This window comes from Burkholderia sp. Ed8 (genome assembly GCF_040761425.1).
Lineage (GTDB): Bacteria > Pseudomonadota > Gammaproteobacteria > Burkholderiales > Burkholderiaceae > Burkholderia > Burkholderia seminalis.
Window position 1 is genome coordinate 216,789 of sequence record NZ_CP142889.1, and the last position, 23,226, is coordinate 240,014.

The following is a 23,226-nucleotide window of genomic DNA, read 5'->3' on the forward strand; positions in this document are numbered from 1 at the left end:
GCCTGCAGCCTGGATGCATGCGCCGCGTCCCGCGGCGCGTGCGCTTCACGTTCCTTGTCGCGCCGATTCCGCGACGATTCGCGCGAGCCGTTCACGGCAGAAATCGACGAACGACTGCGCCTGCTTCGTGAGCTGTCCCCGCTTCAGCCGTGCGCTCACGAGCCCCGACGGGCTCACCGTTTCGCTGAGGCCGATCGTCACGACGCGCTGGCCGTCGTACGTGTATTCGGAATGCGGGCGCGTGACGAGCAGCGAGAAGCCGAATCCCTGGCCGACCATGCCGCGCACCATCTCGATCGACGGCGAGCCGAACACGATGTTCGGCGTGAGGCCGAGTTCATGGAACAGGCTGACGAAATACGTGCGGCTGGGCTGCACGTCGAGCAGGATCATCGGCTCGACGCACAGGTCGCGCAGCGACACGTGCGCCTGGCCGGCGAACCGATGGTTCTCCGGCAGCAGCACGTACGGCTGTTGCGGCGGCATCAACGGTTCGGTCTCGATCGTGCCCTCGAGATCGTGGTCGTACATGAGGGCGAGATCGAACGTGCCGGACGTCAGGCCCTGCACGAGTTCCTGCTGGTCGCCGTCGCGCAGCCGGATGTTCACGCCCGGGTAGCGCTCGCGAAAGCCCGCGATCAATTGCGGCAGGTAGAGCGGTGCGACCGTCTCGAAGCAGCCGATGTCGATCTGCCCGGTAATCACGTCGTTGTCGGCGAGTGCGTTCTGTTCGAATTCGTGCGCGATGCGCAGCAGCTCCTGCGCTTTCCGGTAGAAGCGCGTGCCGGACGGCGTCAGCGACACGCCTTGCGCGTGATGGCGGATGAACAGCTTCACGCCGAAGCTCTCCTCCAGCCCCTTGATCGCGCTGGAAATCGACGGCTGCGCGATGAAGAGCTGACGCGAGGCTTCGGCGACGCTGCCGGATTCGACCGTCGTGATGAAGTATTTCAGTTGCCGCAAAGTGTAGTGAGCCACAAGCACCTCTGATGCCCGGCCCCGGCGTGCCGCCGCGGGCGCATGCGCGTTCCATGGGGAAACAGACCCTGGCACCTTACCCGAAGTCGTTCGGCGCCGGAATTTCCGCTGCAGAGCTTTTTCGTATGTCGCGGAAATATTTTTAGTATTTTCCGGCCGCGACGGTCGTGGCGCACCATCGTCTCCAACCTGGATCACGACGCTCGCGAAGCGGCCGCGCCCACGCCGGCGGGACATGTCATCCGTCCCCGCCGGCGTGCCTCGTCCGCTTCGTTCGACGCCGCCGCGCATGCACGCGGCGCGTCGTTGCTCGCGTATCCGGACCCGATTGCAGGCGCGCACCCCGACGCGCACCAGCGGAAACGGCACGCGCGCATCGGCGCGCAGGACAGGAGACTTGACCATGACGAACGCGGAACGCAATGCGTCCCCGATGATAGAGAAGCACACGATCGGCTATGTGCCGCCCGCAGAGCGCCACGGCAAGGTGCGCGACCTGTTCACGCTCTGGTTCGGCGGCAACATCGCGCCGCTGCCGATCGTGACGGGTGCGCTCGGCGTGCAGATGTTCCACCTGAACCTGATGTGGGGCATCGTCGCGATCGTCGTCGGTCAGGCCGTCGGCGGCGTGCTGATGGCGCTGCACTCGGCGCAGGGGCCGCAGATGGGCATCCCGCAGATGATCCAGAGCCGCGCGCAGTTCGGCTCGTGGGGCGCGCTGCTCGTCACGGTGATCGCGGCCGTGATGTACGTCGGCTTCTTCGCGTCGAACATCGTGCTGGCCGGCAAGTCGGTACACGGCATCGCGGCGTCGGTGCCGGTGCCCGTCGGCATCGTGATCGGCGCGGTGGGCTCCGGGCTGATCGGGATCGTCGGCTACCGGTTCATCCACATCCTGAACCGCATCGGCACGTGGGTGCTCGGCATCGGCATCTTCGTCGGCTTCTGGATGATCCTCTCGCACGTGACGACCGACGATTTCCTGACGCGCGGCGGCTTCGACTTCGCGGGCTGGCTCGCGACGGTGTCGCTGTCGGCGTTGTGGCAGATCGCGTTCGCGCCGTACGTGTCGGACTATTCGCGTTATCTGCCGGAGAACGTCGGCGTCGCGTCGACGTTCTGGGCGACCTATCTCGGCTGCACGATCGGCTCGACGCTCGCGTTCATCTTCGGCGCGGTCGCGGTGCTCGCGGTGCCGGCCGGCGCGGACACGATGGACGCCGTCAAGCAGGCGACGGGCCCGCTCGGCCCGCTGATGCTCGTGCTGTTCCTGCTGAGCGTGATCAGCCACAACGCGCTGAACCTGTACGGCGCGGTGCTCGCGGTGATCACGTCGGTGCAGACGTTCGCGTACAAGTGGATTCCGACCGCGAAGGCGCGCGCGGTGGTGTCGGTCGTGATCTTCGTCGCATGCTGCTACGCGGCGATCGGGGCATCGACGAACTTCGTCGGCAACCTCGTCGATCTCGTGCTCGCGCTGCTGGTCGTGCTGGTGCCGTGGACGGCGATCAACCTGATCGACTTCTACGTGATCCACAAGGGCAAGTACGACATCCAGTCGATCTTCAGGGTGGACGGCGGGATCTACGGCCGTTTCAATCCGCAGGCGCTGCTCGCGTATGCGATCGGCATCCTCGTGCAGATTCCGTTCATGAACACGCCGATGTACGCGGGCCCGATTCCCGCGCACCTGGGCGGTGCGGACCTGTCGTGGCTCGTGGGGCTGCTGCTGACCTCGCCGCTGTACTACTGGCTCGCGACGCGCGACAGCGCGTATCGGCGCCGGCAGGGTGCGGCGCACCTGCCGCCGACGGCAGCGCGCTGAAAGGCGGGGAGGGCCGCCGCCCGGGTTGCGGCGCGCGGCGGCCGGTGGCAGGGATCGGGCAGGCGCGCGGTGAACGATGCACCGCCCGCCTGCCGGTCCGTCAAACGACGGCCGAGCGCACGACGCGCACCGGCACCGACTTGTACGACGGCGTGCCGCTTTCCTTGTCGATGTAGTCGAGCGGCACGAGCACGTTCGCTTCCGGATAGTACGCGCCGACCGAGCCCGGCGCGATGTCGTACTCGATCGCGGTGATCTTCTCGAGGCGCAGCGTGCGGCCCGACGCGGTGATCGTCTCGATGTCGACGAGGTCGCCGTGCTCGAGCCCGTACTTCGCGAGGTCGGCCACGTTCATGAACAGCACGTCGCGTCGCCCGAACACGCCGCGATAGCGGTCGTCGAGCCCGTAGATCGTCGTGTTGTACTGGTCGTGGCTGCGCAGCGTGATCAGCCGCAGCACCTGCTCGGCGCCGAGCACGTCCGCGTCCTCCTTCACCCCCTTGTAGACCGAGAACATCGCCTTGCCGGTCGGCGTCGGCCACACGCGCTCGGTGGGCGGCAGCGGCAGGCGGAAGCCGCCCGGCGTGCGGATGCGCTCGTTGAACGCCTCGAAGCCGGGCACCGTGCGGTCGATCAGGTCGCGGATGCGGTCGTAGTCGGCGATCAGGTCGAGCCATGCGACCTTGCTGTTCGGCAGCGTCGCATGCGCGATTCCCGCGACGATCGCGGGCTCCGAGCGCAACTGGTCGGATGCCGGCTTGAGCTTGCCGGCCGACGCGTGGACCATCGACATCGAATCCTCGACGGTGATCGACTGGCGGCCGGTCGCCTGCATGTCGAGCTCGGTGCGGCCGAGCACCGGCAGGATGAAGGTTTCCTTGCCGACCAGCAGGTGCGAACGGTTCAGTTTCGTCCCGAGATGCACGCTCAGGTCGAGCTTCGCCATCGCCGGGAACGACAGCTCGGGATCGGGCAGCGCGACCGCGAAATTGCCGCCGAGGCACAGCAGCGCCTTCGCGGTGCCGTCGATCATCGCCTGCATCGCCTGCACGGCGTCGTGCCCGTGATGCGCGGGCGGCGTGAAGCCGCACACGTCCTCGATCTTCTTCAGGAACTCGGCCGACGGCTTCTCGGTGATGCCGACGGTGCGGTTGCCCTGCACGTTCGAATGGCCGCGCAGCGGGCACACGCCGGCGCCGGGCTTGCCGATGTTGCCGCGCATCAGCAGCAGGTCGGCGATCAGGCGGACGGTCGCGGTGCCCTTGTTGTGCTGCGTGACGCCCATGCCGTACGTGACGATCGTCGCGTTCGACTTCGCGTACGCGAGCGCGACCTGTTCGAGCTGTGCCTGGCTGAGGCCGCTGGCGCGTTCGATGTCGTCCCACGACGTGGCCTCGAGGTCGGCCGAGAACGCGTCGAAGCCGTTGGTGTGCTGCGCGATGAAATCGCGGTCGAGCACGTTGCCTTGCTCGGCTTCGAGCTTCAGCAGCGCCTTCATGATGCCCTTCAGCGCGGCCGCGTCGCCGCCCGCGTCGACCTGGTAGTACGTCGACGCGATACGCGTCGAGCCGAACGACGCCATCTCGATCATGTCCTGCGGATCGGCGAAGCGTTCGAGCGCGCGTTCACGCAGCGGGTTGAACACGATGATCGGTACGTTGCGGCGCGCGCACTCGTGCAGCGTGCCCATCATCCGCGGGTGGTTCGTGCCGGGGTTGTGGCCGATCGAGATGATCAGCTCGCAGTGGTCGAAATCCTCCAGCGACACCGTGCCCTTGCCGATGCCGATCGACTGCGGCAGGCCGACGCTGGTCGGCTCGTGGCACATGTTCGAGCAGTCGGGGAAGTTGTTGGTGCCGAGCTCGCGCGCGAACAGCTGGTACAGGTACGCGGCTTCGTTCGACGCGCGGCCCGACGTGTAGAACTCGACCTGCTCGGGCGGCAGCGCGCGCAGCACTTCGCCGATGCGCGCGAACGCGTCGTCCCATTCGATCGCGCGGAACGTGTCGCTCGCGCGGTCGTAGACGAGCGGATGCGTGAGCCGCCCCATGTCCTCCAGTTCGTAGTCCGACATGCGCAGCAGCGACGATACGGTGTTCGCCGCGAAGAACTCGGGCGTCACGCGCTTGGTCGTCGCTTCCCACGTGACGGCCTTCGCGCCGTTCTCGCAGAACTGGAACGTCGACTTGTGTTCCTTGTCGGGCCACGCACAGCCGGGGCAGTCGAAGCCGTCGGGCTGGTTGGTCCGCATCAGCACGATCGGCGCCTCGATGGTTTCCATCTGCGTACGCACCGCATCGGCTGTCGCGCGAAGCGCGCCCCAACCGCCGGCGGGCCCATCGTATTTCCTGATGCCTGGCACTTCGCGTCGATTTGTCATGTGAATCTCCAAGAGCCGGGCCCGCTACGGGTGGCTCGGTTGCGCCGTGTCGCGGCGTGGGGCGGCTCCGTCCCGCGGACGGAGCCGGTCATGCGTGCCCGGTCTGCCGGGTACGCGTTTTTTTAATGTGCGTCCTTCTTCGCGCCGGACGACTTCTTGCCCGACTTCGCCGCGGGCGGCGGCGCGTCGGCGGGCGTGTCGTCCGCCTTCGCGTCACCGGATGCCTGGGCGGCCTTGCCGTTCGGCCTGGCCTTGCCGTCCGCGTCCTTCCCGGCGTCCTTCTTGTCCTTCGCTTCCGGCGCGGCGAGCTTGTTGAACTTCACTTCGTCGCTGTCCTTGTCGTAGTCGACCTCGCAGGTGTCGCCCGATTTCAGCCGGTCGGCGAGGATCTCCTTCGCGAGCCGCGTCTCGATGGTCTGGCGGATCTGGCGCTTCAGCTCGCGCGCGCCGAATTCCGGCTGGTAGCCGACTTCGGTCAGGTGGTCGACGAGCGAGCCGCCCATCACGAGCGTGATGTCCTGCGCGGCGGCCGTACGCACCACGCGGTCGAGCTGGATCTGCACGATCGCGCGGATGTTGTCCTTCGACAGCGCGTGGAAGACGATCACCTCGTCGATCCGGTTCAGGAACTCGGGCCGGAAATGGCCCTTCAGCACCTGCATCAGTTCCTCGCGGATCGCCTTGTCGGTCTTGCGCGCGGCTTCCGGCTGCGTGAGGTTGTCCATGATGATCGCCGCGCCGAGATTGCTGGTCGCGATGATGATCGTGTTGCTGAAATCGACCACGCGGCCCTTGCCGTCGGTCAGCCGGCCGTCGTCGAACACCTGCAGCAGCACGTTGTAGACGTCGGGATGCGCCTTCTCGATCTCGTCGAGCAGGATCACGCTGTACGGGCGGCGCCGCACGCGCTCGGTGAGCTGGCCGCCTTCGTCGTAGCCGACGTAGCCGGGCGGCGCGCCGATCAGCCGGGCAACCGCGTGCCGCTCCATGTACTCGGACATGTCGATGCGGATGATCGCCTGCTCGTCGCCGAACACGGTCTCGGCCAGCGCTTTCGCGAGTTCGGTCTTGCCGACGCCCGTCGGCCCGAGGAACAGGAACGTCGCGATCGGCCGGTGCGTCTGGCCGAGCCCCGCGCGCGACAGCCGCACGGCGTCGCTGACGGCGACGACCGCATCGCTCTGGCCGACCACGCGTTCGCGCAGCTGTTCTTCCATCTTCAGCAGCTTCTGGCGCTCTTCCTGCGTCAGCTCGGACACGGGGATGCCGGTCAGCCGCGACACGACCTCGGCCACCGATTCGACGGTCACTTCGAGCGTCTCGGAGCCGGTCTTGCGCTGCCACGCCTCCATCTTCTCGTCGACGGACTTCTGCTTCGCGTTGATCTGCTCCTCGAACTGCTTCGCTTCGTCGAAGCGCTTGCGCGACGTCGCGTAGTCCTGCTCGCGCTTCAGTTGCGCGATCTGCGCCTCGCCTTCCTGGATGTCGACCGGGCGCGACGTCGCGCCGATCCGCACGCGCGCGGCGGCCTGGTCGATCAGGTCGATCGCCTTGTCGGGCAGGAAACGCGACGTGATGTAGCGGTCGGCGAATTCGGCGGCCGCGACGAACGCGTCGTCGGCGAACGTCACCTGGTGGTGCGCCTCGAGGCTGTCGCGCAGCCCGCGCAGGATCACGATCGTCTGCTCGACGCTCGGCTCCGGCACGAACACGGGCTGGAAGCGCCGCTCCAGCGCGGCGTCCTTTTCGATGTACTTCTGGTATTCGTTGAGCGTCGTCGCGCCGATCAGGCTCAGCTCGCCGCGCGCGAGCGCGGGCTTCAGCACGTTCGCGATGTCGAGGCCGCCTTCGCCGCCGCCCTGGCCCGCGCCGACGATCGTGTGCAGCTCGTCGATGAACAGGATCAGTTCGTCCTGCTTCGCAGTCACTTCGTCGATCAGCTGCTTCGCGCGCTCCTCGAATTCGCCGCGGTACTTCGCGCCGGCCACCATCGAGTTGATGTTGACTTCGACGAGCCGCTTGTCGCGCAGCACTTCGGGCACGTCGCCGTTGACGATCCGCTGCGCGAGCCCTTCGACGATCGCCGTCTTGCCGACGCCCGGCTCGCCGATCAGCACCGGGTTGTTCTTCTTGCGGCGCGCGAGTACCTCGATCGTGCTCTCGATTTCCTGCGCGCGACCGAGCACCGGGTCGAGCTTGCCCTGGCGCGCGATCGCGGTGAGGTCGCGGCCGAACTTGTCGAGGTTCGGCGTGCCGGTCGGCGCGTCGACGCGGCCGTCCTCGGCGCCCTTGCCGACCACCTTCACGACTTTCTGGCGCAGCGCCTCGGGCGTCACGCCGTATTTCTTCAGCAGCGTGCCGGCGACGCTGTCCGGCACCGATGCGAGCCCGATCAACAGGTGCTCGGGGCCGATGTACGAGTGGCCGAGATCGCGCGACGCCTGGAACGCGTACTGCACGGCTTTCTTGACGCGCGGCGAGATCGACAGCTTGTCGAGCGGCGCATCGGGGTCGGCCGTGCCGGTGTGCGCATGCTCGTCGATATACGACCGGATGTCCTGCGGCGACAGCTTCAGTTCCTTCAGCAGCGCGGCGCACACGTCGGTGTCCGCGAGTGCGTACAGCAGGTGTTCGGAGTCGAGTTCGCTGCGGCGCAGCTCGTGTGCCTTCTCGGCCGCGCGCTGCAGCAGTTCGAGCGTCTGTTCGCTGAACGCGTCGGTCGGGTCGACCGATTCGCGCGGAATCTCGGCGGCGAGCGGCGATTCGTCGCCGAGCCCGCCGAACAGCGAAGACGGGCCGCCACCGCCCAGCAGCGAATCGAACGGGTTCAGCATGCTCTGATGCCGCATCAGCTGACGGAAGTGGTAATCGCAGATCGAAATCGTCTTGCGCTCGCCGTCCTGCATCACGGTTGCGCGCGCGACGGCCGGCCGGGCGTGACAGATATCGCAAAGTGCGGGCATGGTGGTCTGGCTCCTGTCTGTGAAGGTGGGTCGAAGGGTGAAGTCCCGATGCGGTGCGGCGCTCGCGTGTCCCGACCGCGCTCGCACGACGCGCGGCGCGGCGGCGCGCGTGCCGCGCCCGGGCGGTCGCGCAGCGCGCGCCGGCGTGGCGCACGGTCGCGGTCGGGGCAGGAAACGCGAGTGCTGCGAGGAGCCCACGGCATCGCTTCGACTGCGTTCAAAATAGCGAATCGGCGGGGGCCATCCAAGACACAGTTCCACGCCGGACCGGCCGTGAATTGCACCCTCACATGGCGGCGCGCGTCGGCGGAAAGGAGTACAGACGGGCGCGCGCACGGCGGCACGGGCGTGCGCGGCGGGCGCAGCGCGCGATGGCCGGACACGGCAAGCGGGGGCGCGCGGACGCCGCACGGTGCGACATCGGCGCGCAGGGGGCTGGCGGCCGGCAAACGGCCGGCGATACGGAAGACGGGACGCAGCGCGGATGCCGCAGCGCGAGCGTGCGCGAACCGGTTACGGCCGATCGCGCGCACGCCGCAGCCGGTGCGTGCACGGGAACCGAGGACGAGGGCGGGTTGCACGGGGCGCGCCGGACAGGGCGCAACCGTGTCGAAACGCGATCAGTCGGACAGATTCATCGCAAGTCGCTGCCGCGCGATCTGCTTCACGTCGGCCGACAGTGCCGCATTCGGCAGACCATTGGCCCAGACGGAGAACGAATCCTCGATCAGGTTGCGCGTGTCGGGCGGCAACTCGGCCAGCATCAGTGAGACGACGGTAAACAGCACGGCGGTGTCGCCGGCCTGGCTGCCCGCGTTCGCGTCGACGGCCTGCTTCAGCGTATCGACCGACGCTTGCAGCGCCTGCAGTGCATCATTCGTATCGCTCATGACAATCTCCATGCGGGATGGGCTCGATCGGCGACGAACATGCGGCCGGCGGCGCGGCCGGTTCCCGCGCGACGCCCGGGCTCGGGCCGTCGCGCGCGGGCAACCGGGCTCAGGCCGCCGTGTTGCCCTGCGGCGCCACGGCCACCGATGCCTCGCTCGTCAGCATCAGGAACGTGAACGTTTCGCGCAGGTACAGGCGGACGGCCTTGTCGGTGTGGCTCGTGTAGCCGATCGATACGTCTTCCCCGAGGTGCAACTCGTAATCGCCGCCGCGCGTGGACAGCACGCAGCCGCCGCTGATCGCCGGCGCCCAGATGATCTCGCCGCTGACGATGCGTTTGATATGGCCGAGGACCGGATAGCCCTGGTCGCGCGCCTCGCTGAGCGCGGTATAGGCGTCCGAGCCGAGCACGACCGAGTACGGGCCGTCGACGCCGGCGAGGCGCAGCGCCTCGAGCGCGTCGCTGATCGCGTCCGGATACGCGCTGACGTCCGCCGGCAGCGTGAGCTTGCGGTTCGACGTGCCTTCGCGGATGCCGACGATCCCGGCGGCCGGATAGCCGTCGAAAATCGCGTTGTCTTCGGCGAACGCGAGCCGCTGCGCGGCTTCCTTCGCCGGTTGCCAGTCGGCGTCGCGCGCGCCGCGCTCGACGCTGTCGATCGCTGCGCGGCTCAGTTCGAACGGCACCGTCAGCTCGACGATCGTGCGCACTTCGCGCAGCCGCGCATTCACGTGCTCGCGCGGTGCGGTGACCTCCAGCAGGTGCCCGGTGCCGACGGCCGACAGCTCGGGGCCTTCGGGCCCGTCGACGTCGACCACGCGGCGGCCGGCCACCGATCGCTTGAAGGTGCGCGCCACTTCCTCCTCGATTTGTTCCCAGGCGGACGACGAGATCGGGGCGAGTTCGCGGTGCAGGTTATTCATAGGTCGGGGTTCCTTTCAGCGAGCCGATGTTCAGCGAGCCGTCGCGACGCGGCGCGGACGGCGTGGATTCCGGCGGCGCGGCGTCGGCGGCCGGGGCCGCGCGGTCCGCGAGCGCCTCGAGCAGGTCGGCCGACGGCACGAAGAACAGCGAGCCGGTGACCGCGCGGCTGTAGTCGAGCAGGCGGTCGTAGTTGCCGGGCGGGCGGCCGACGAACATATTCTCGAGCATCTGCTCGATCGGCGCCGGCGAGCGCGCATAGCCGATGAAATAAGTGCCGAATTCGCCGGCGCCCGGGCGCCCGAACGGCATGTTGTCGCGCAGGATCTTCACTTCCTGGCCGTTTTCGTCGAGCGTCGTCAGCGAGCTGTGCGAGCACGACGGCTTCACGTCCGGCGCGAGCTCGATGTCGGCCAGTTTGGTGCGGCCGATGATGCGCTCCTGCGTTTCGACCGCGAGCGCGTTCCAGCCGGCCATGTCGTGCAGGTACTTTTGCACGATCACGTAGCTGCCGCCGGTGAATTCGGCATCCTCGTCGCCGATCACCGTGAAGTCGACCGCTTCGCGGCCCTCCGGGTTCTCGGTGCCGTCGACGAAGCCGATCATCGCGCGCTGGTCGAAATTGCGGAAACCGTGCACCTCGTCGACGACGGTCACCGCATCGCCGAGCGCGCCGAGCAGTTGCGTCGCGAGTTCGAAGCACAGGTCCATCGCTTCGGCGCGGATGTGCAGCAGGATGTCGCCGGGCGTCGCGACCGCGACGCGCTGGCCGGCGCCGAATTCGCGGAACGGATGCAGCGACGCGGGACGCGGATCGCCGAACAGCGCATCCCATGCGTCGGCGCCGAAACCGCAGACGCACGTGAGGTTGCCGCCCGGCACGCGCTTGCCGACCGAGCGCACGAGCGCGGCGATGTCGCCGCACCACGACCGGATCGTGTCGGCGTGATCGGCACCGGGGTTGACCGTCGCCACGAGGAAGATCGCGCTGCGCGTGACCGTGCTGTGAACGGCCTGGGAGAGGGGGAGGGGTAGTCTGCATCGCGGCCTGCCGGTCAGTCATGTCGGGACGGACGGGCCGCGGGTGCCGCGGCGCGCGAAGGCGAACGGTTGAACTGTGTCATGCGACTGTTCTCTGTGTGACATGCGGATGAAGGACGTTGCGCGGGCATCGCGCAACGGGCCGCGGCAGCGGCGGCCGGCCGCCCGGCGCGTGACCTGCCCGCACCGCGTAACGTCGTCGAGCATGCAATCTAGCAGCTTCGGCGGGTCTTTGGAACACGTATCGACAATCTGTCATTCGAATGCGTCAAACGGGGAGGGAATTTGCGCGCTGCCCGCGCAGCTGTACTCCTGGCGCCCGCGGCGCTGTGCTCTTGAGCGTGCGTGCCGCGTGCAGTAGATTAGGTCCCGCTACGCCGCCGACGAGGAGCGTCATCATGAACCTGCTGGAAGCGATGCGCGTGTTTGTCGCCGTGGTCGAGCACGGCGGGCTGTCCGGCGCCGCGGCCGACCTGCAGTTGCGCGAGGCGCAGGTGCGCGACCGGCTCGACTCGATCGAACGTTATCTCGGCTGCCGGCTGCTGCTGTGCCGCGAACCCGGCGACGTCGCCTGCACCGACGCGGGCGACGCGTTCCACGTGTGCTGCCGCCGCACGCTGTCCGCGGTCGAGCAGGCGACCGGCGCGGCTCGTCCGCCGCAGGCGCGTGACGGCGCGCATCGCCCCGCGCGTTGCTCCGATTTGCCGCCGCCCGGCGCCACCCACGCTTCATCACACCGACTGTCGCCTTGAATACGTCCGCCCTGTCCCGTTCGCCATCCGAGCGCATCCGCCGCCGCTTCGGTCATTTTCTTCACGCGGCCGAGCTGGCCGGGCTGATCGTGATCGGCCTCGCGACCGCGTTCGCGATGGTGCAGGAAGCGTGGAAGGTCGTGCTCGCGGGCGAGGTGTCGCTGACCGACCTGCTGCTGATGTTCCTGTATCTCGAAGTGCTCGCGATGGACGTGCGTTACCTGCGGCTCGGCCGGCTGCCCGTGCGGTTTCCGCTGTTCATTGCGATGACGTCGCTCGCGCGCGACCTGATCCTGCGCGGCGCGACCGACAGCCCCGAGCGGATGCTGATGACGACCTTCGGCATCGTGCTGCTCGCGGTCGGCGTGCTGATCCTGAGTTTCGGTCAGCATCGTTTCCCGGCCGACGTCGACGATGTCGAGGACGACGTCCATGCGCGCAGGTGAAGGGCCGCCAGCCACCGATCAACGCACCGTCTCCGCAGGAGGACGCCGCATGAACACGCAGAACGTCGACACGAAACAGGCGATCGAACGGCAGCACGCGGCGTCGCACGCGTACCGCCTGGCGCGCGACGCGTACGATGCCGACCCGGCACGCGTGCGCGCGCCGGCCGTCGCGGCGCTGCAGCAGGCGGCCGCGCACGCGTACGCCGATGCGGTTGGTGCGCGCGTCGCGGCAACCGGCATCTGAAGCGAATTCCGGCGTGCCGCACGCGGGGCGGCGGCCATTTCCGATCATCCAACCGAGCGAGGGTTCGAATGACCAGGCAACTGATCGTCGCCGTGTTCGGCAGCGTTGACACGGCCCGCCAGGCCGCGAACGATTTCGAGGCGCTGTCGGAGAAGAACGAAGGATTCCACATCGAGAACGGCGTCGTCGTCGAGAAGGACGCGGCCGGCAAGCTTGCGGTGCTCGCGGCCGAATCCCGGCCGTTCAAGGGCGGCGTGATCGGTGCGATCGCGGGCGGCCTGCTCGGCCTGCTTGCCGGGCCGCTCGGCGTGGTCACGGGTATGGCCGCAGGCGCGGGTGCGGGCATCCTCGCCGATGCGGCCGGCAATGCGCTGCTCGACGGCAGCTTCGTCGAGACGGTGGCCGCGCGGCTCGCGCCCGGCAGCGTCGCGGTCATCGTCGAGGCGAAGGAAGACACGCCGTTTTCGGTCGACAACGTCGTGACGGGATTCGGCGGCAAGGTCTTCCGTCAGGCGCTCGGTTGAGCGCGCCTTTTTCGAACCGATTCGGGAGAACCGCATGCGCATCGATCAATCCTACCGGCGCTTCGACATCGCCGCGACGCTCGCGCCGCTGCCCGGCAACGGCAACCGCGCGATCGCGACCGTCGACGTGACGACCGACGATCCGGCCCGCCTCGCCGATCTCGGCACGGGCCAGTTCCTGCAGATCCGCAAGTGGGTCGAGTCGAACGACATCGCGCTGCTGACGGTGGTGTTCGACGAGTGCAAGGTCGCGATCGACCACTACGCGGACAACGTCGACGACGCGTGAGGGCACGCGGGCCTGCGCGGGCCCGCGCCGTCGCGTGTGAATCTGTTCACCACGCCGGCCGGATTTGGCGTTTCCTCGCCAAACTGTCACTTACATTCGTCGAAATGACGCAGTAGCATGCCGAACCTTGTCTTGATGAGATTCGCATTGCTATCCGCCTTCAATTTCGATAACGGACGAGGTTCGAACCGGGATACCCGCTCCCCGGCGCCGCTATCCGGCTTCGTGCATCGGCGCGGCCATGCCGCCGATGCGTCGCCGGCCGGTTCACCGCTGGCGGGGCGAGGCGGATGAAGCTCTACGAGAAATTTGCAAACGACGTAGAGCGACTCATCCGGCAGGGCGTATATCGACACGGCGATCGTGTGCCGTCGGTGCGGCAGGCGAGCCAGCAGCACCGGATCAGCATCACGACCGTGCTGCACGCGTATCTGCTGCTGGAAAGCCGCGGGCTGCTGGAAAGCCGGCCGCAGTCGGGCTATTTCGTGAACCTGCGCCGCGACGACGGCCACGCGCCGGTGCGCGAGCTGCGGCCGTCGAAGCCGATCGCGATCTCGTCGTCGGTCGACGTGAGCCGGCTCGTGCTGTCGACGCTGCGCTCGATCGGCACGGACGACGCGGTGCCGCTGGGCTCGCCGTATCCGGACCCGAGCCTGTTTCCGTTCGAGAAGCTGAACCGCTACGCGTATGCGGCCGGCCGCGACAAGTCGCTGTGGGGCGTGACGGACGGGCTGCCGCCCGGCCATCCGCGCCTGATTCGGCAGATCGCGCGCCGCTACCTGGAAAACGGGATGTCGGTGGACCCGAACGAGATCATCGTGACGGTGGGCGCGACGGAGGCGATCAACCTGTGCCTGCAGGCGGTGGCGAAGCCGGGCGACACGATCGCGGTGGAATCGCCGACGTTCTACGCGATGCTGCACGCGATCGAGCGGATGGGGATGAAGGCGATCGAGGTCGCGACGCATCCGGAGTACGGGATCGACATCGCGGCGCTGGCCGCGATCGCGAAGTCGCAGCCGATCGCGGCGTGCATGGTGATGCCGAACTTCCAGAACCCGCTCGGCTTTCAGATGCCCGACGAGCGCAAGCGCGAGCTGGTTGAGTTCGCAACGAAAGCCGACCTGCCGATCATCGAGAACGGCGTGTACAACGAACTGTACTTCGGCAACATGCATCCCAGCACGCTGAAATCGTTCGACCGCCATGACATCGTGCTGCATTGCTCGTCGTTCTCGAAGAGTCTGACGGCCGCGTACCGGATCGGCTGGGCGCTGCCGGGCCGCTATCGGGAACAGGTCGAGAAGCTGAAGTTCCTGAACACGCTCGCGACGCCGTCGCTGCCGCAACTGGCGATCGCGGAGTTTCTCGAACGCGACGGCTACGAGCACCACCTGCGGCGGATTCGCAAGGCGTATGCGCAACAGGCGAACCTGATGCGGGCGATGGTGTCGCGGTTCTTTCCGGAGGGCACGCGCATCTCGAGCCCGGCGGGCGGCTACGTGCTGTGGATCGAGCTGCCCGCGCAGGTCGATGCGATGCGGCTGTACCAGCTCGCGCTGGAGCAGGGGATCACGATCGGCCCCGGCTACATGTTCTCGATCGCGGACAGCTACCGGAACTTCATCCGCCTGAACTACAGCAGCCCGTGGTCGCCGGAGATCGAACAGGCGGTCGTGACCGTCGGCAAGCTCGCCGCGCACTGTCTCGACTGACCGTACCGCCGTGCGTTGCGCGCCGCGCCCGGCGTCATGTCAGGCGGTACGACTGCGCGCCCGTGCCCGCGAGCGTGCCGCCGTCGACGATCAGGTATTCATTGCGGATCGGCTTGCCGTCGAACCAGCATTGCAGGATTTCCAGCGTGCCGGCCGCATAACGCGCCTGCGCGGACAGCGACGTGCCCGAGATATGCGGCGTCATCCCGTTGAAGGGCATCGCGCGCCACGGATGGTCGGCCGGCGCCGGCTGCGGAAACCACACGTCGCCGCCGTAGCCGGCGAGATGCCCGGACGTGACGGCATTCACGATCGCGTCGCGGTCGACCAGCTTCGCGCGCGCCGTGTTGATCAGGTACGCGCCGCGTTTCATCCGCGCGATCATCGCCGCGTCGAACAGGTGCTCGGTCGACGGGTACAGCGGGATCTGCAGGTTGACGATGTCGACGGCGCTCGCCAGCGACGCGGGATCGGCGTGATACGTGAGCGCGAGTTCCTGTTCGATCGACGGGTCGAGCCGGTGGCGCTGCGTGTAGTGCAGCTGCAGGCCGAACGGCTTCAGCCTGCGCAGTACCGCAAGCCCGATGCGCCCGGCGCCGACCGTGCCGAACTGCATCCCCTCGACGTCGTAGCTGCGCGACACGCAATCGGCGATGTTCCAGCCGCCTTGCTGCGCGACTGCGTGCGACGGCAGGTAGTTGCGCACCAGCGCGAGCGTCGTCATCACCACGTGTTCGGCCACGCTGATGCTGTTCGAGCCGGTGACTTCGGCGACGGTGATGTGCGCGCGCGCCGCGGCGTCCAGGTCGACATGATCGGAGCCGATCCCGGCCGTCAGCGCCAGCTTCAGCTTCGGCGCGCGGGCGATCCGGTCGGCCGTCAGGTACGCGGGCCAGAACGGCTGCGAAATCACCACGTCGGCTTCGGGGAGCCGGCGCTCGAATTCGGAATCGGGGCCGTCCTTGTCGCTCGTGACGATCAGCGTGTGACCGTGCGCTTCCATGTAATCGCGCAGCCCGAGCGCGCCCGATACCGAACCGACGAGTTCGCCGGGCCGGAAGCCGAGCGGGCCGGCCGGCGTTGGCGCGGTCTGGCCGTCCGCGTACCGCGTCACGACCGGAATCGTGTCGCGCACGTAGCGCGGCGGATAGCCGTCGACGGGATCGGGGTAGAGCACGCACAGAACGGTGGCCATCGGGAGCGCTCCTGATGAGGAAAGAGAGGCGGCACGCGGATTGCGCAGGTGGCGCGACGCGTGTGCGGCGTGGCGGATGTGTTGCGCCGCAACGTGGGTGACGTTCTACGCCCGTCATGGATCGCGTACAAGCTACAGTCCGCGTTTGCGTGCGCTGCGAGGTCGTCTGTACCTGTTATTTTCAGGAGGGATGTCGATAATGGGATCGTTACCTGACTTTCCGGGAGCCACGTCATGAGCGCAAGCGACGATTCGTCTTCGCGCCCCGATCTCGCGGCAGGCATCGCGCTCGACGATATCGCCGACGGCGCGATGATCGAGGGCCATGTCGGCGATGCGGCGGTGCTGCTCGTGCGCCGTGCCGACGAACTGTATGCCGTGGGGGCGCAATGCCCGCACTACGGCGCCCCGCTGGCCGACGGCCTGCTGGTGGGCGACACGATCCGCTGCCCGTGGCATCACGCGGCGTTCTGCCTGCGCACGGGCGAGCTGCAGCGCGCACCGGCGCTCGACGGGCTGCCGTGCTGGCGCGTCGAACGCCGCGATGGCCGCGCCGTCGTGCTCGATGCACGGCCGGCACCGGTGCCGCCTGCGCCGGAAGCGGCCGGGCTGCCGGCGTCGGTCGTGATCGTCGGCGGCGGTGCCGCCGCGATCGCGGCGGCCGTGACGCTGCGGCAGGAAGGCTATCCGCATCCCGTCACGCTGTTGAGCGCCGATCGCGATCCGCCGTACGACCGGCCGAATCTGTCGAAGGATTACCTCGCGGGCACGGCCGATGCCGACTGGCTGCCGCTGCGCGCGCCGTCGTTCTATACCGACCGGCGCATCGACGTGCGGTGCGGCACGCGCGTCGCGCGGATCGATCCCGCGCGGCACGCGGTCGAGCTGGCCGACGGCAGCCGCGTCGAATACGGTGCGCTGCTGCTCGCGACGGGCGCCGAGCCGAACCGGCTGACGGTGCCAGGCGCCGACCTGCCGCACGTGTGCGTGCTGCGCTCGCGTGCCGATTGCGACGCGCTGATCGGCAAGCTGAAAACGGCGCGCCGCTGCGTGGTGGTCGGCGCGAGCTTCATTGGTCTCGAGGCGGCCGCCGCGTTGCGCACGCGCGGGCTCGACGTGCAGGTCGTCGCGCCCGATGCGCGTCCGATGGCGCGTGTGCTCGGCGACGCGCTCGGCGATACGATCAAGGCGCTGCACGAATCGCACGGCGTCGTGTTCCATCTCGGCGCGACACCCGCGCGGATCACGCAGGACAGCGTGACGCTGTCGACCGGCGACGTGCTGCCGGCCGATGTCGTCGTGATCGGCATCGGCGTGCATCCGAACGTGGCGCTGGCGCAGGACGCCGGGCTCGCCGTCGAACGCGGCGTGACGGTCGACCGGTTCCTTCGGACGAGCGCGCCCGGCATCTACGCGGCCGGCGATATCGCGCGCTGGCCCGATCCGCTGACCGGCGAGCGGATTCGCCTTGAGCACTGGGTCGTGGCCGAGCGGCAGGGGATCGTCGCCGCGCGCAACATGCTTGGCCAGCAACGGCTGTTCGACGCGGTGCCGTTCTTCTGGAGCCAGCATTACGACCTGACGATTCGCTATGTCGGGCATGCGGAGCAATGGGACCGCGTCGAGATCGACGGCGACCTCGGCGCGCACGACTGCTCGATCGCGTACTGGCGCGGCAACACGCGGCTCGCGGTCGTGACGGTCGGCCGCGATCTCGACAGCCTGAAGGCGGAAGCGGCATTCGAGCAGCAGATTGCAGCCGCGTGACGGCGGCGTGACGACACGAACCAACCTGGAGTGGAGAAGAGATGAATTCCGATGTCCGTGCCCGTTTCGAAACCGAGTTCGCGCCGCGCATCGCCGCGCGCCTGCGCGGCCTGTACCCGCCCGGCGACGTGAAGGTCGACGTCGTGCCGCATGACGGGCAGGGCAGCCCGACCTGCGTCGACGTCGTCGGCCTCACGTCGACGGTGGGGCTGCCGAACCGGCTGAATGCGCGGCTCGCGTGGCGCGACGATGCGATCGCCGGTCTGCTCGCCGAGCCCGACCACGGCCGCTTCGACCGTTATCTCGCGGCGCTGCCGGTCACGATCGAGCGCTGGCAGATGGAACTGCCGGTCGATTTCAGCTCACGGACCCAGCGCGATCGCGAGATCCTGATCGGCGACCTCGATTTCGATGCGTGACCCGCGTGGTGCGATGCCGGCCGACGACGCGCCGGCGAACCGCGCGACGTTACCGGTCGCGCGTCTTGACGATCACGCGGCCCTGGTCGATGCCGCCGCGCAGCGCCTCGTCGCACGTGAGCCATTCGGGCGTGACGAGCTCGGGCGCGGGCAGGTCGACCGGCGCGCCGTCGCGGAAGATCCGCACCTGCGCGACCCACGCGCCGTTTGCGTTGCGCGTCGCTTCGACGCGTATCTCGTGATCCATGAAGGTATCGGTGGCTTGCATCGGTCGGGGCCCTCCGTCGTGCGTGAACGCGGTGCGTCGATCGTATCAGCATGGCGCGCGCCGCGCACTGGAAACCGGCCGAATTCCGCATTCGATTCGGCCTGCGAAACGGGAGCAAGCCTGTGGGCTTCGATCTGACCTTTTCCATCAAGGTGTTCGCGGCGCTGTTCGCGATCATGAACCCGATCGCGAACATTCCGGTGTTCCTGTCGCTGACCGAGGGCGCAGCGGACGGCGTGCGCCGCAAGGTCGCGCTGACGGCCGCGATCGGCGTGTCGATCGGCTGCATCGTGTCGGCCGTCGCGGGCGACGCGATCCTGCACGTGTTCGGTCTGACGATCGACGATTTCCGCCTCGCGGGCGGGCTGCTGGTGCTGCTGATCGCGCTGTCGATGCTGCATGGTTCGCCGAGCCGCCAGCATGCGCCGGGCGACGACGAAGGCGCGGATCCGGCGGCGGCCGAGCGCGTCGCGATCTATCCGCTGACGATCCCGCTGCTGGTCGGCCCCGGCACGATCGCGACGATGATCGTGCTCGGGCACAGCGCGTTCACGACCGGACAAGAGCTTGCGTTCGCGCTCGGGCTGGCCGCGTTTCTCGTGCTGCTGTCCGTCTCGCTGCTGTCGGCGCCGCTGATCGGCCATTACCTGTCGCCGCGCGTGACGGCCGTCACGCAGCGGCTGATGGGGATGATCCTCGCGGCGATCGCGATGCAGATGATCGTCGCGAGCCTGAAGGCCGCGTTCGGGCTGCCGCATTGAGCGCGGGCTGCCGGCACGCGACCGTTTGATTGCATGGAGTTGTCGATGAACACGCTGATCGTGTTGTCCTATCCCGACCTGGAGGCCGCCCGTCGCGCGCTGGCGGAACTCGGCACGTTGCGCGACCGGCACGTCGTCGCGCTGTCGGGCGTCGTGGTCGTCGAATGTACGATCGACGGACAGTTGCGCGCGCATTCGGTCGATCCCGGCCGCGTGTCGTCCGGATCGCTGCTCGACAGCGTGGTCGGACACATCGAATCGTCACTCGACGCGTGGCGCGAGCGGCCGGTGGACGACGCGCTGACCGATCGCGTCGCGCGCAAGGCGCGCCCCGGCGCCGTCTCGCTCGGGCTCGCCGCGACGCAGCTCGACATCTATGCGCTGAGTGCGGCGCTGGCGCCATTCGGCGGCGAAGTGACCGACACGACGCTGTCGATCGACGACGAACTGAAACTCGTCGAAGCGATCTCGAACGCGCGCGACGGCGGCCGCGGCGCGGCGACGGACTGACGCATCGCGCCGACAGACGCTCCCCGGAAACTCGAAGCCCGTTTGTCGATGCACGACAGGGTGCCGTGCGCGTCTTGCGCAGGCGCATACCTTGCTCGATCAGCTCGACGGTGAAATGCACCGTTTCCGCTATCGACAAGGAGGGCCAGACATGAAAGCAGTCGTATTTCACGGCATCGGCGACATTCGCATCGACACGATGCCCGATCCCGAAGTCTCCGCGGCGACCGACGCGGTCGTGCGCCTGACGGCCAGCGCGATCTGCGGCACCGACCTGCACATGGTGCGCGGCACGCTCGGCGGGATGAAACCGGGCACGATCCTCGGCCACGAAGGCGTCGGCATCGTCGAGGCGGTCGGGCGCGACGTGCGCAACTTGCGGCACGGCGACCGCGTGCTGATCCCGTCGACGATCGCGTGCGGCAGCTGCGCGTACTGCCGCGCGGGCTACACCGCGCAATGCGATGTCGCGAACCCGGGCGGCCCGCGTGCGGGCACCGCGTTTTTCGGGGGACCGGCCGACAGCGGCGCGTTCGACGGGCTGCAGGCCGAATATGCACGCACGCCGCTTGCGCATGCGAGCCTGATCCAGCTGCCCGACGCGATCGACGACGACCGCGCGATCCTGATGTCCGACATTTTTCCGACCGGCTATTTCGGTGCGCAGCTCGCGGAGGTGAAGCCGGGCGATACGGTCGCCGTGTTCGGTGCGGGACCGGTCGGCCAGTTCGCGATCGCGAGCGCCAAGCTGATGGGCGCCGGGCGCGTGATCGCGGTCGACCGCATCGCGTCGCGCCTGGAGATGGCCTGCGCGCAGGGGGCCGAGATCGTCGATTTTTCCGAGGACGATCCGGTCGACACCGTGTTGCGCTTGACGGGCGGGATTGGCGTCGATCGCGTGATCGACGCGGTGGGCGTCGACGCGATGCGCGCGACGCACGGGCCGGCCGCGGCCGATCGCGACGCCGCGCGCGCGTTCGACGCGGAAGTCGAGGCGATCGCGCCGCACCGCCGCCCGGCCGGCCGCAACTGGGTACCGGGCGACGGGCCGTCGCAGGTGCTGCAGTGGGCGGTGCGCGCGGTCGCGAAGGCCGGCACCGTCGCGGTGATCGGCGTGTATCCGCCGGCGTCGCGCGTGTTTCCGGTGGGCGATGCGATGAACCGGAACCTGACGATCAAGATGGGCAACTGCAATCACCGCACGGTCACGCCGCCGCTCGTCGAGCTGGTACGCAGCGGCGCGTTCGATCCGCTGTCGGTGCTCACGCGTTGCGAACCGCTGACGAACGCGATCGATGCGTATCGCGCGTTCGACGTGCGCGAGCCGGGCTGGATGAAGGTGAAGCTGACGCCATGAGGACGCGGAGAACCGAAACCGGGAGGACGGCGATGAACGATCGATACGACAACTGCATGGCCGCGTGCGATGCCTGCGCGCATGCATGCGACGCGTGCACGGCCGCGTGCCTCGCGGAGCGCGACACGCACGCGCTGGCCGACTGCATTGCGCTCGACATTGAATGCGCGCAGCTGTGCCGCTTCGCGTCGGGTGCAATGGCGCGCCGCAGCGTGCTCGCGCCAAGCGTCTGCGCACTGTGCGCGCACGCGTGCGACCTGTGCGCGGCCGAGTGCCAGCGGCATGCGCATGCCCATTGCCGCCGCTGCGCACTCGCGTGCGAAGCGTGCGCGGCGATGTGCCGCGCGATGGCCTGAGCGCGGGCGGCTAGGGCGTCCGCTGAACCCGGCGCGCGACGCGCTGCAGCAGCGCGTCGAGCACGGCCATCTCGACCGGCTTCACGAGATGGTCGTCGAAGCCCGCGCGTTCGGTTCGCGCGAGATCCGACGCACGCGCATGGCCGGACAGCGCGACACAGGTCGTGTCGCGCAGCGCATCGATCGCGCGCAGTTCGTACAGCAACGTGAAGCCGTCGACGTCGGGCATCGTCAGGTCGAGGATCATCAGGTGCGGGACGTAGTCGCGGGCGAGCGCCAGCGCTGCGTCCGCCCGGTAGGCGACGCGCGGTGCGTGTCCCTTCATCTCCAGGAGCATGGCGAGCGTGTCTGCGGAATCGCGGTTGTCGTCGACGACGACGATGCGCAGCGGCGCGGCGGCCGGCTGTGCGTGCGCGGCCGGCTCGGGCTCGCCGCCGCGTTCCGTGCGCCCCATCCGGTCGATCGGCAAGCGCACCGTGAACGTCGCGCCGCGGCCGGGCCCGGCGCTTTCGGCGGAAATCCGTCCGCCATGCAGTTCGACGAACGTCCGGCAGATCGCGAGACCCAGCCCGAAGCCGTCGACCGGCCGGCGCCCGGGCGCGCCTTCCTGCTCGAACAGGTCGAAGATCGTTTCAAGCGCGCCCTGCGCGATGCCGACGCCGTGATCGGTGACGCGGATCGCGACCACCGGCCCTTCCGTGCGCGCGCCGACGTCGATCCGTCCGCCGTGCGGCGAGAACTTCGACGCGTTGTCGAGCAGGTTGTGCAGCACCTGGACGAGCCGCGCGTCGTCGCCGTGCAGCAGCACGGCCTCGGGCGGCAGATCGACGTGGATGTGCTGCCCGCGCGCGGCCAGTTTCGGCTGGATGCTCTCGACACCGCGACACACGATGTCGCGCACGGTGACGGGGCGATCGTCGAGCGCGACCTTGCCGGCCGTGATGCGCCCGACGTCGAGCAGATCGTCGACGAGCCGCGTCAGTTGTCCGACCTGGCGATCCACGGCGTCGCGGCAGCGGGCGAGCGCGGGCGCCGGGTCCGGCAGGTTTTGCAAGATGCCGACCGAATGGCGCAGCGGCGCGAGATGGTTGCGCAGCTCGTGCGCGAGCATCGCGATGAACACGCTGAGCCGGTGCGTTGACGCTTCGAGTTCCTCGAGCCGCTTGCGCTCGGTCATGTCGCGCGTGATCTTGATGAAGCCGCACAGCTGGTTGCCGTGATCGTGCACGGGCGTGATCGTCACGCTCGCCCAGAACTGCGAGCCGTCCTGGCGCACGCGCCAGCCCTCGTCTTCGAAGCGGCCCTGCGTGGCCGCCCGGTCGAGCCCGTGCGACGGCCGGCCCGCCGCGATCGCGTCGGGGGGATAGAAGCGCGAGAAGTGCTGGCCGACGATCTCGGCGGCGCGATAACCCTTGATGCGCTCGGCACCCGCATTCCAGGTCGCGACGTTGCCGTGCGGATCGAGCATGAACACCGCGTAATCGGTGATCGAGCTGACCACTGTCTGGAAACGGAACTCGGCGAAGCGATGCAGCAGGTCGCGCGCGTCGGGCAAGCCGGGCGGCGTGGGATGCGAGCGAGGATCAGCGTCGTCTCTATTCATCGTTGCGTTACGGCGGA

22 protein-coding genes are annotated in these 23,226 nt (G+C 68.5%); 13 read left to right on the forward strand and 9 right to left on the reverse strand.

Going from position 1 to position 23,226, the window contains the following annotated elements; genetic code table 11:
- Window positions 1–45: 45 nt before the first annotated feature.
- Window positions 46–978, reverse strand: a complete 933-nt coding sequence (locus tag VXM69_RS35220) for a LysR substrate-binding domain-containing protein (protein ID WP_367190660.1) — start codon at window positions 976–978, stop codon at window positions 46–48.
- Between the two features lie 403 nt (window positions 979–1,381).
- Here VXM69_RS35220 and VXM69_RS35225 point away from each other — a divergent pair, with 403 nt between their 5' ends.
- The gene (locus VXM69_RS35225) at window positions 1,382–2,803 is read left to right on the forward strand and encodes a cytosine permease (RefSeq protein ID WP_069705795.1); all 1,422 of its coding nucleotides are present in this window, start codon (window positions 1,382–1,384) and stop codon (window positions 2,801–2,803) included.
- A gap of 100 nt (window positions 2,804–2,903) precedes the next feature.
- On the opposite strand, the gene VXM69_RS35230 is transcribed toward VXM69_RS35225, so the two are convergent.
- From VXM69_RS35230 to VXM69_RS35250, 5 genes are all read right to left on the reverse strand, one after another.
- Window positions 2,904–5,183 (reverse strand): FdhF/YdeP family oxidoreductase, encoded by a 2,280-nt coding sequence (locus VXM69_RS35230; protein ID WP_034190493.1) that lies wholly within the window; start codon window positions 5,181–5,183, stop codon window positions 2,904–2,906.
- A 122-nt stretch (window positions 5,184–5,305) separates the two neighbouring features.
- A complete protein-coding gene (locus VXM69_RS35235; RefSeq protein WP_069705794.1) occupies window positions 5,306–8,146 on the reverse strand; it encodes an AAA family ATPase in 2,841 nt (946 codons plus the stop codon).
- Window positions 8,147–8,766: 620 nt separating this feature from the next.
- The gene (locus VXM69_RS35240) at window positions 8,767–9,036 is read right to left on the reverse strand and encodes a hypothetical protein (protein WP_049031555.1); all 270 of its coding nucleotides are present in this window, start codon (window positions 9,034–9,036) and stop codon (window positions 8,767–8,769) included.
- Between the two features lie 109 nt (window positions 9,037–9,145).
- Complete coding sequence (locus tag VXM69_RS35245) at window positions 9,146–9,961, reverse strand: family 1 encapsulin nanocompartment shell protein (RefSeq protein ID WP_034190491.1); 816 nt, start codon at window positions 9,959–9,961, stop codon at window positions 9,146–9,148.
- The gene (locus VXM69_RS35250) at window positions 9,954–10,934 is read right to left on the reverse strand and encodes a Dyp-type peroxidase (RefSeq protein ID WP_367190661.1); all 981 of its coding nucleotides are present in this window, start codon (window positions 10,932–10,934) and stop codon (window positions 9,954–9,956) included. Before VXM69_RS35250 ends, VXM69_RS35245 begins: the two co-directional genes overlap by 8 nt.
- Window positions 10,935–11,398: 464 nt before the next feature.
- On the opposite strand from VXM69_RS35250, the gene VXM69_RS35255 reads away from it, so the two are divergent.
- From VXM69_RS35255 to VXM69_RS35280, 6 genes are all read left to right on the forward strand, one after another.
- Complete coding sequence (locus VXM69_RS35255) at window positions 11,399–11,752, forward strand: LysR family transcriptional regulator (RefSeq protein WP_367190662.1); 354 nt, start codon at window positions 11,399–11,401, stop codon at window positions 11,750–11,752.
- Window positions 11,749–12,198 carry a phosphate-starvation-inducible PsiE family protein gene (locus tag VXM69_RS35260; RefSeq protein WP_034190488.1) on the forward strand — a complete coding sequence of 150 codons (450 nt, stop codon included), beginning with the start codon at window positions 11,749–11,751 and terminating at the stop codon, window positions 12,196–12,198. The genes VXM69_RS35255 and VXM69_RS35260 overlap by 4 nt, the downstream gene beginning before the upstream one ends.
- A 49-nt stretch (window positions 12,199–12,247) precedes the next feature.
- Window positions 12,248–12,445, forward strand: coding sequence for a hypothetical protein (locus VXM69_RS35265; RefSeq protein ID WP_034190487.1), 198 nt, complete (start codon window positions 12,248–12,250; stop codon window positions 12,443–12,445).
- Window positions 12,446–12,513: 68 nt separating this feature from the next.
- Window positions 12,514–12,969: a DUF1269 domain-containing protein gene (locus VXM69_RS35270; RefSeq protein WP_034190486.1), complete on the forward strand. Its 456-nt coding sequence runs from the start codon at window positions 12,514–12,516 to the stop codon at window positions 12,967–12,969.
- A gap of 34 nt (window positions 12,970–13,003) precedes the next feature.
- Window positions 13,004–13,258 carry a hypothetical protein gene (locus VXM69_RS35275; protein ID WP_034190485.1) on the forward strand — a complete coding sequence of 85 codons (255 nt, stop codon included), beginning with the start codon at window positions 13,004–13,006 and terminating at the stop codon, window positions 13,256–13,258.
- 290 nt (window positions 13,259–13,548) lie between these two features.
- Window positions 13,549–14,973, forward strand: a complete 1,425-nt coding sequence (locus tag VXM69_RS35280) for a PLP-dependent aminotransferase family protein (RefSeq protein WP_059561253.1) — start codon at window positions 13,549–13,551, stop codon at window positions 14,971–14,973.
- Between the two features lie 34 nt (window positions 14,974–15,007).
- Here the strand turns inward: VXM69_RS35280 and VXM69_RS35285 are convergent, their stop codons facing one another.
- Entirely contained in the window at window positions 15,008–16,168 is a 1,161-nt protein-coding gene (locus tag VXM69_RS35285) for an NAD-dependent formate dehydrogenase (RefSeq protein ID WP_367190663.1), read from the reverse strand.
- A 234-nt stretch (window positions 16,169–16,402) separates the two neighbouring features.
- Between VXM69_RS35285 and VXM69_RS35290 the strand changes: the two genes are divergently transcribed.
- On the forward strand, window positions 16,403–17,935 hold the full coding sequence (locus VXM69_RS35290) for an FAD-dependent oxidoreductase (RefSeq protein ID WP_367190664.1): 1,533 nt from the start codon (window positions 16,403–16,405) through the stop codon (window positions 17,933–17,935).
- Between the two features lie 41 nt (window positions 17,936–17,976).
- Window positions 17,977–18,354, forward strand: coding sequence for a DUF5594 family protein (locus VXM69_RS35295; RefSeq protein ID WP_034189952.1), 378 nt, complete (start codon window positions 17,977–17,979; stop codon window positions 18,352–18,354).
- Between the two features lie 49 nt (window positions 18,355–18,403).
- On the opposite strand, the gene VXM69_RS35300 is transcribed toward VXM69_RS35295, so the two are convergent.
- Window positions 18,404–18,622 carry a DUF6566 family protein gene (locus VXM69_RS35300; protein ID WP_034189953.1) on the reverse strand — a complete coding sequence of 73 codons (219 nt, stop codon included), beginning with the start codon at window positions 18,620–18,622 and terminating at the stop codon, window positions 18,404–18,406.
- Window positions 18,623–18,744: 122 nt separating this feature from the next.
- Here VXM69_RS35300 and VXM69_RS35305 point away from each other — a divergent pair, with 122 nt between their 5' ends.
- From VXM69_RS35305 to VXM69_RS35320, 4 genes are all read left to right on the forward strand, one after another.
- The gene (locus VXM69_RS35305) at window positions 18,745–19,383 is read left to right on the forward strand and encodes a MarC family protein (RefSeq protein ID WP_367190665.1); all 639 of its coding nucleotides are present in this window, start codon (window positions 18,745–18,747) and stop codon (window positions 19,381–19,383) included.
- A gap of 45 nt (window positions 19,384–19,428) precedes the next feature.
- Window positions 19,429–19,893, forward strand: coding sequence for a hypothetical protein (locus VXM69_RS35310; protein ID WP_367190666.1), 465 nt, complete (start codon window positions 19,429–19,431; stop codon window positions 19,891–19,893).
- Window positions 19,894–20,044: 151 nt separating this feature from the next.
- Window positions 20,045–21,250: an alcohol dehydrogenase catalytic domain-containing protein gene (locus tag VXM69_RS35315; protein ID WP_367190667.1), complete on the forward strand. Its 1,206-nt coding sequence runs from the start codon at window positions 20,045–20,047 to the stop codon at window positions 21,248–21,250.
- 32 nt (window positions 21,251–21,282) lie between these two features.
- Window positions 21,283–21,606: a ferredoxin gene (locus VXM69_RS35320; RefSeq protein ID WP_034189956.1), complete on the forward strand. Its 324-nt coding sequence runs from the start codon at window positions 21,283–21,285 to the stop codon at window positions 21,604–21,606.
- A gap of 10 nt (window positions 21,607–21,616) precedes the next feature.
- On the opposite strand, the gene VXM69_RS35325 is transcribed toward VXM69_RS35320, so the two are convergent.
- A complete protein-coding gene (locus VXM69_RS35325; RefSeq protein ID WP_367190668.1) occupies window positions 21,617–23,209 on the reverse strand; it encodes an ATP-binding protein in 1,593 nt (530 codons plus the stop codon).
- Window positions 23,210–23,226 lie beyond the last annotated feature (17 nt).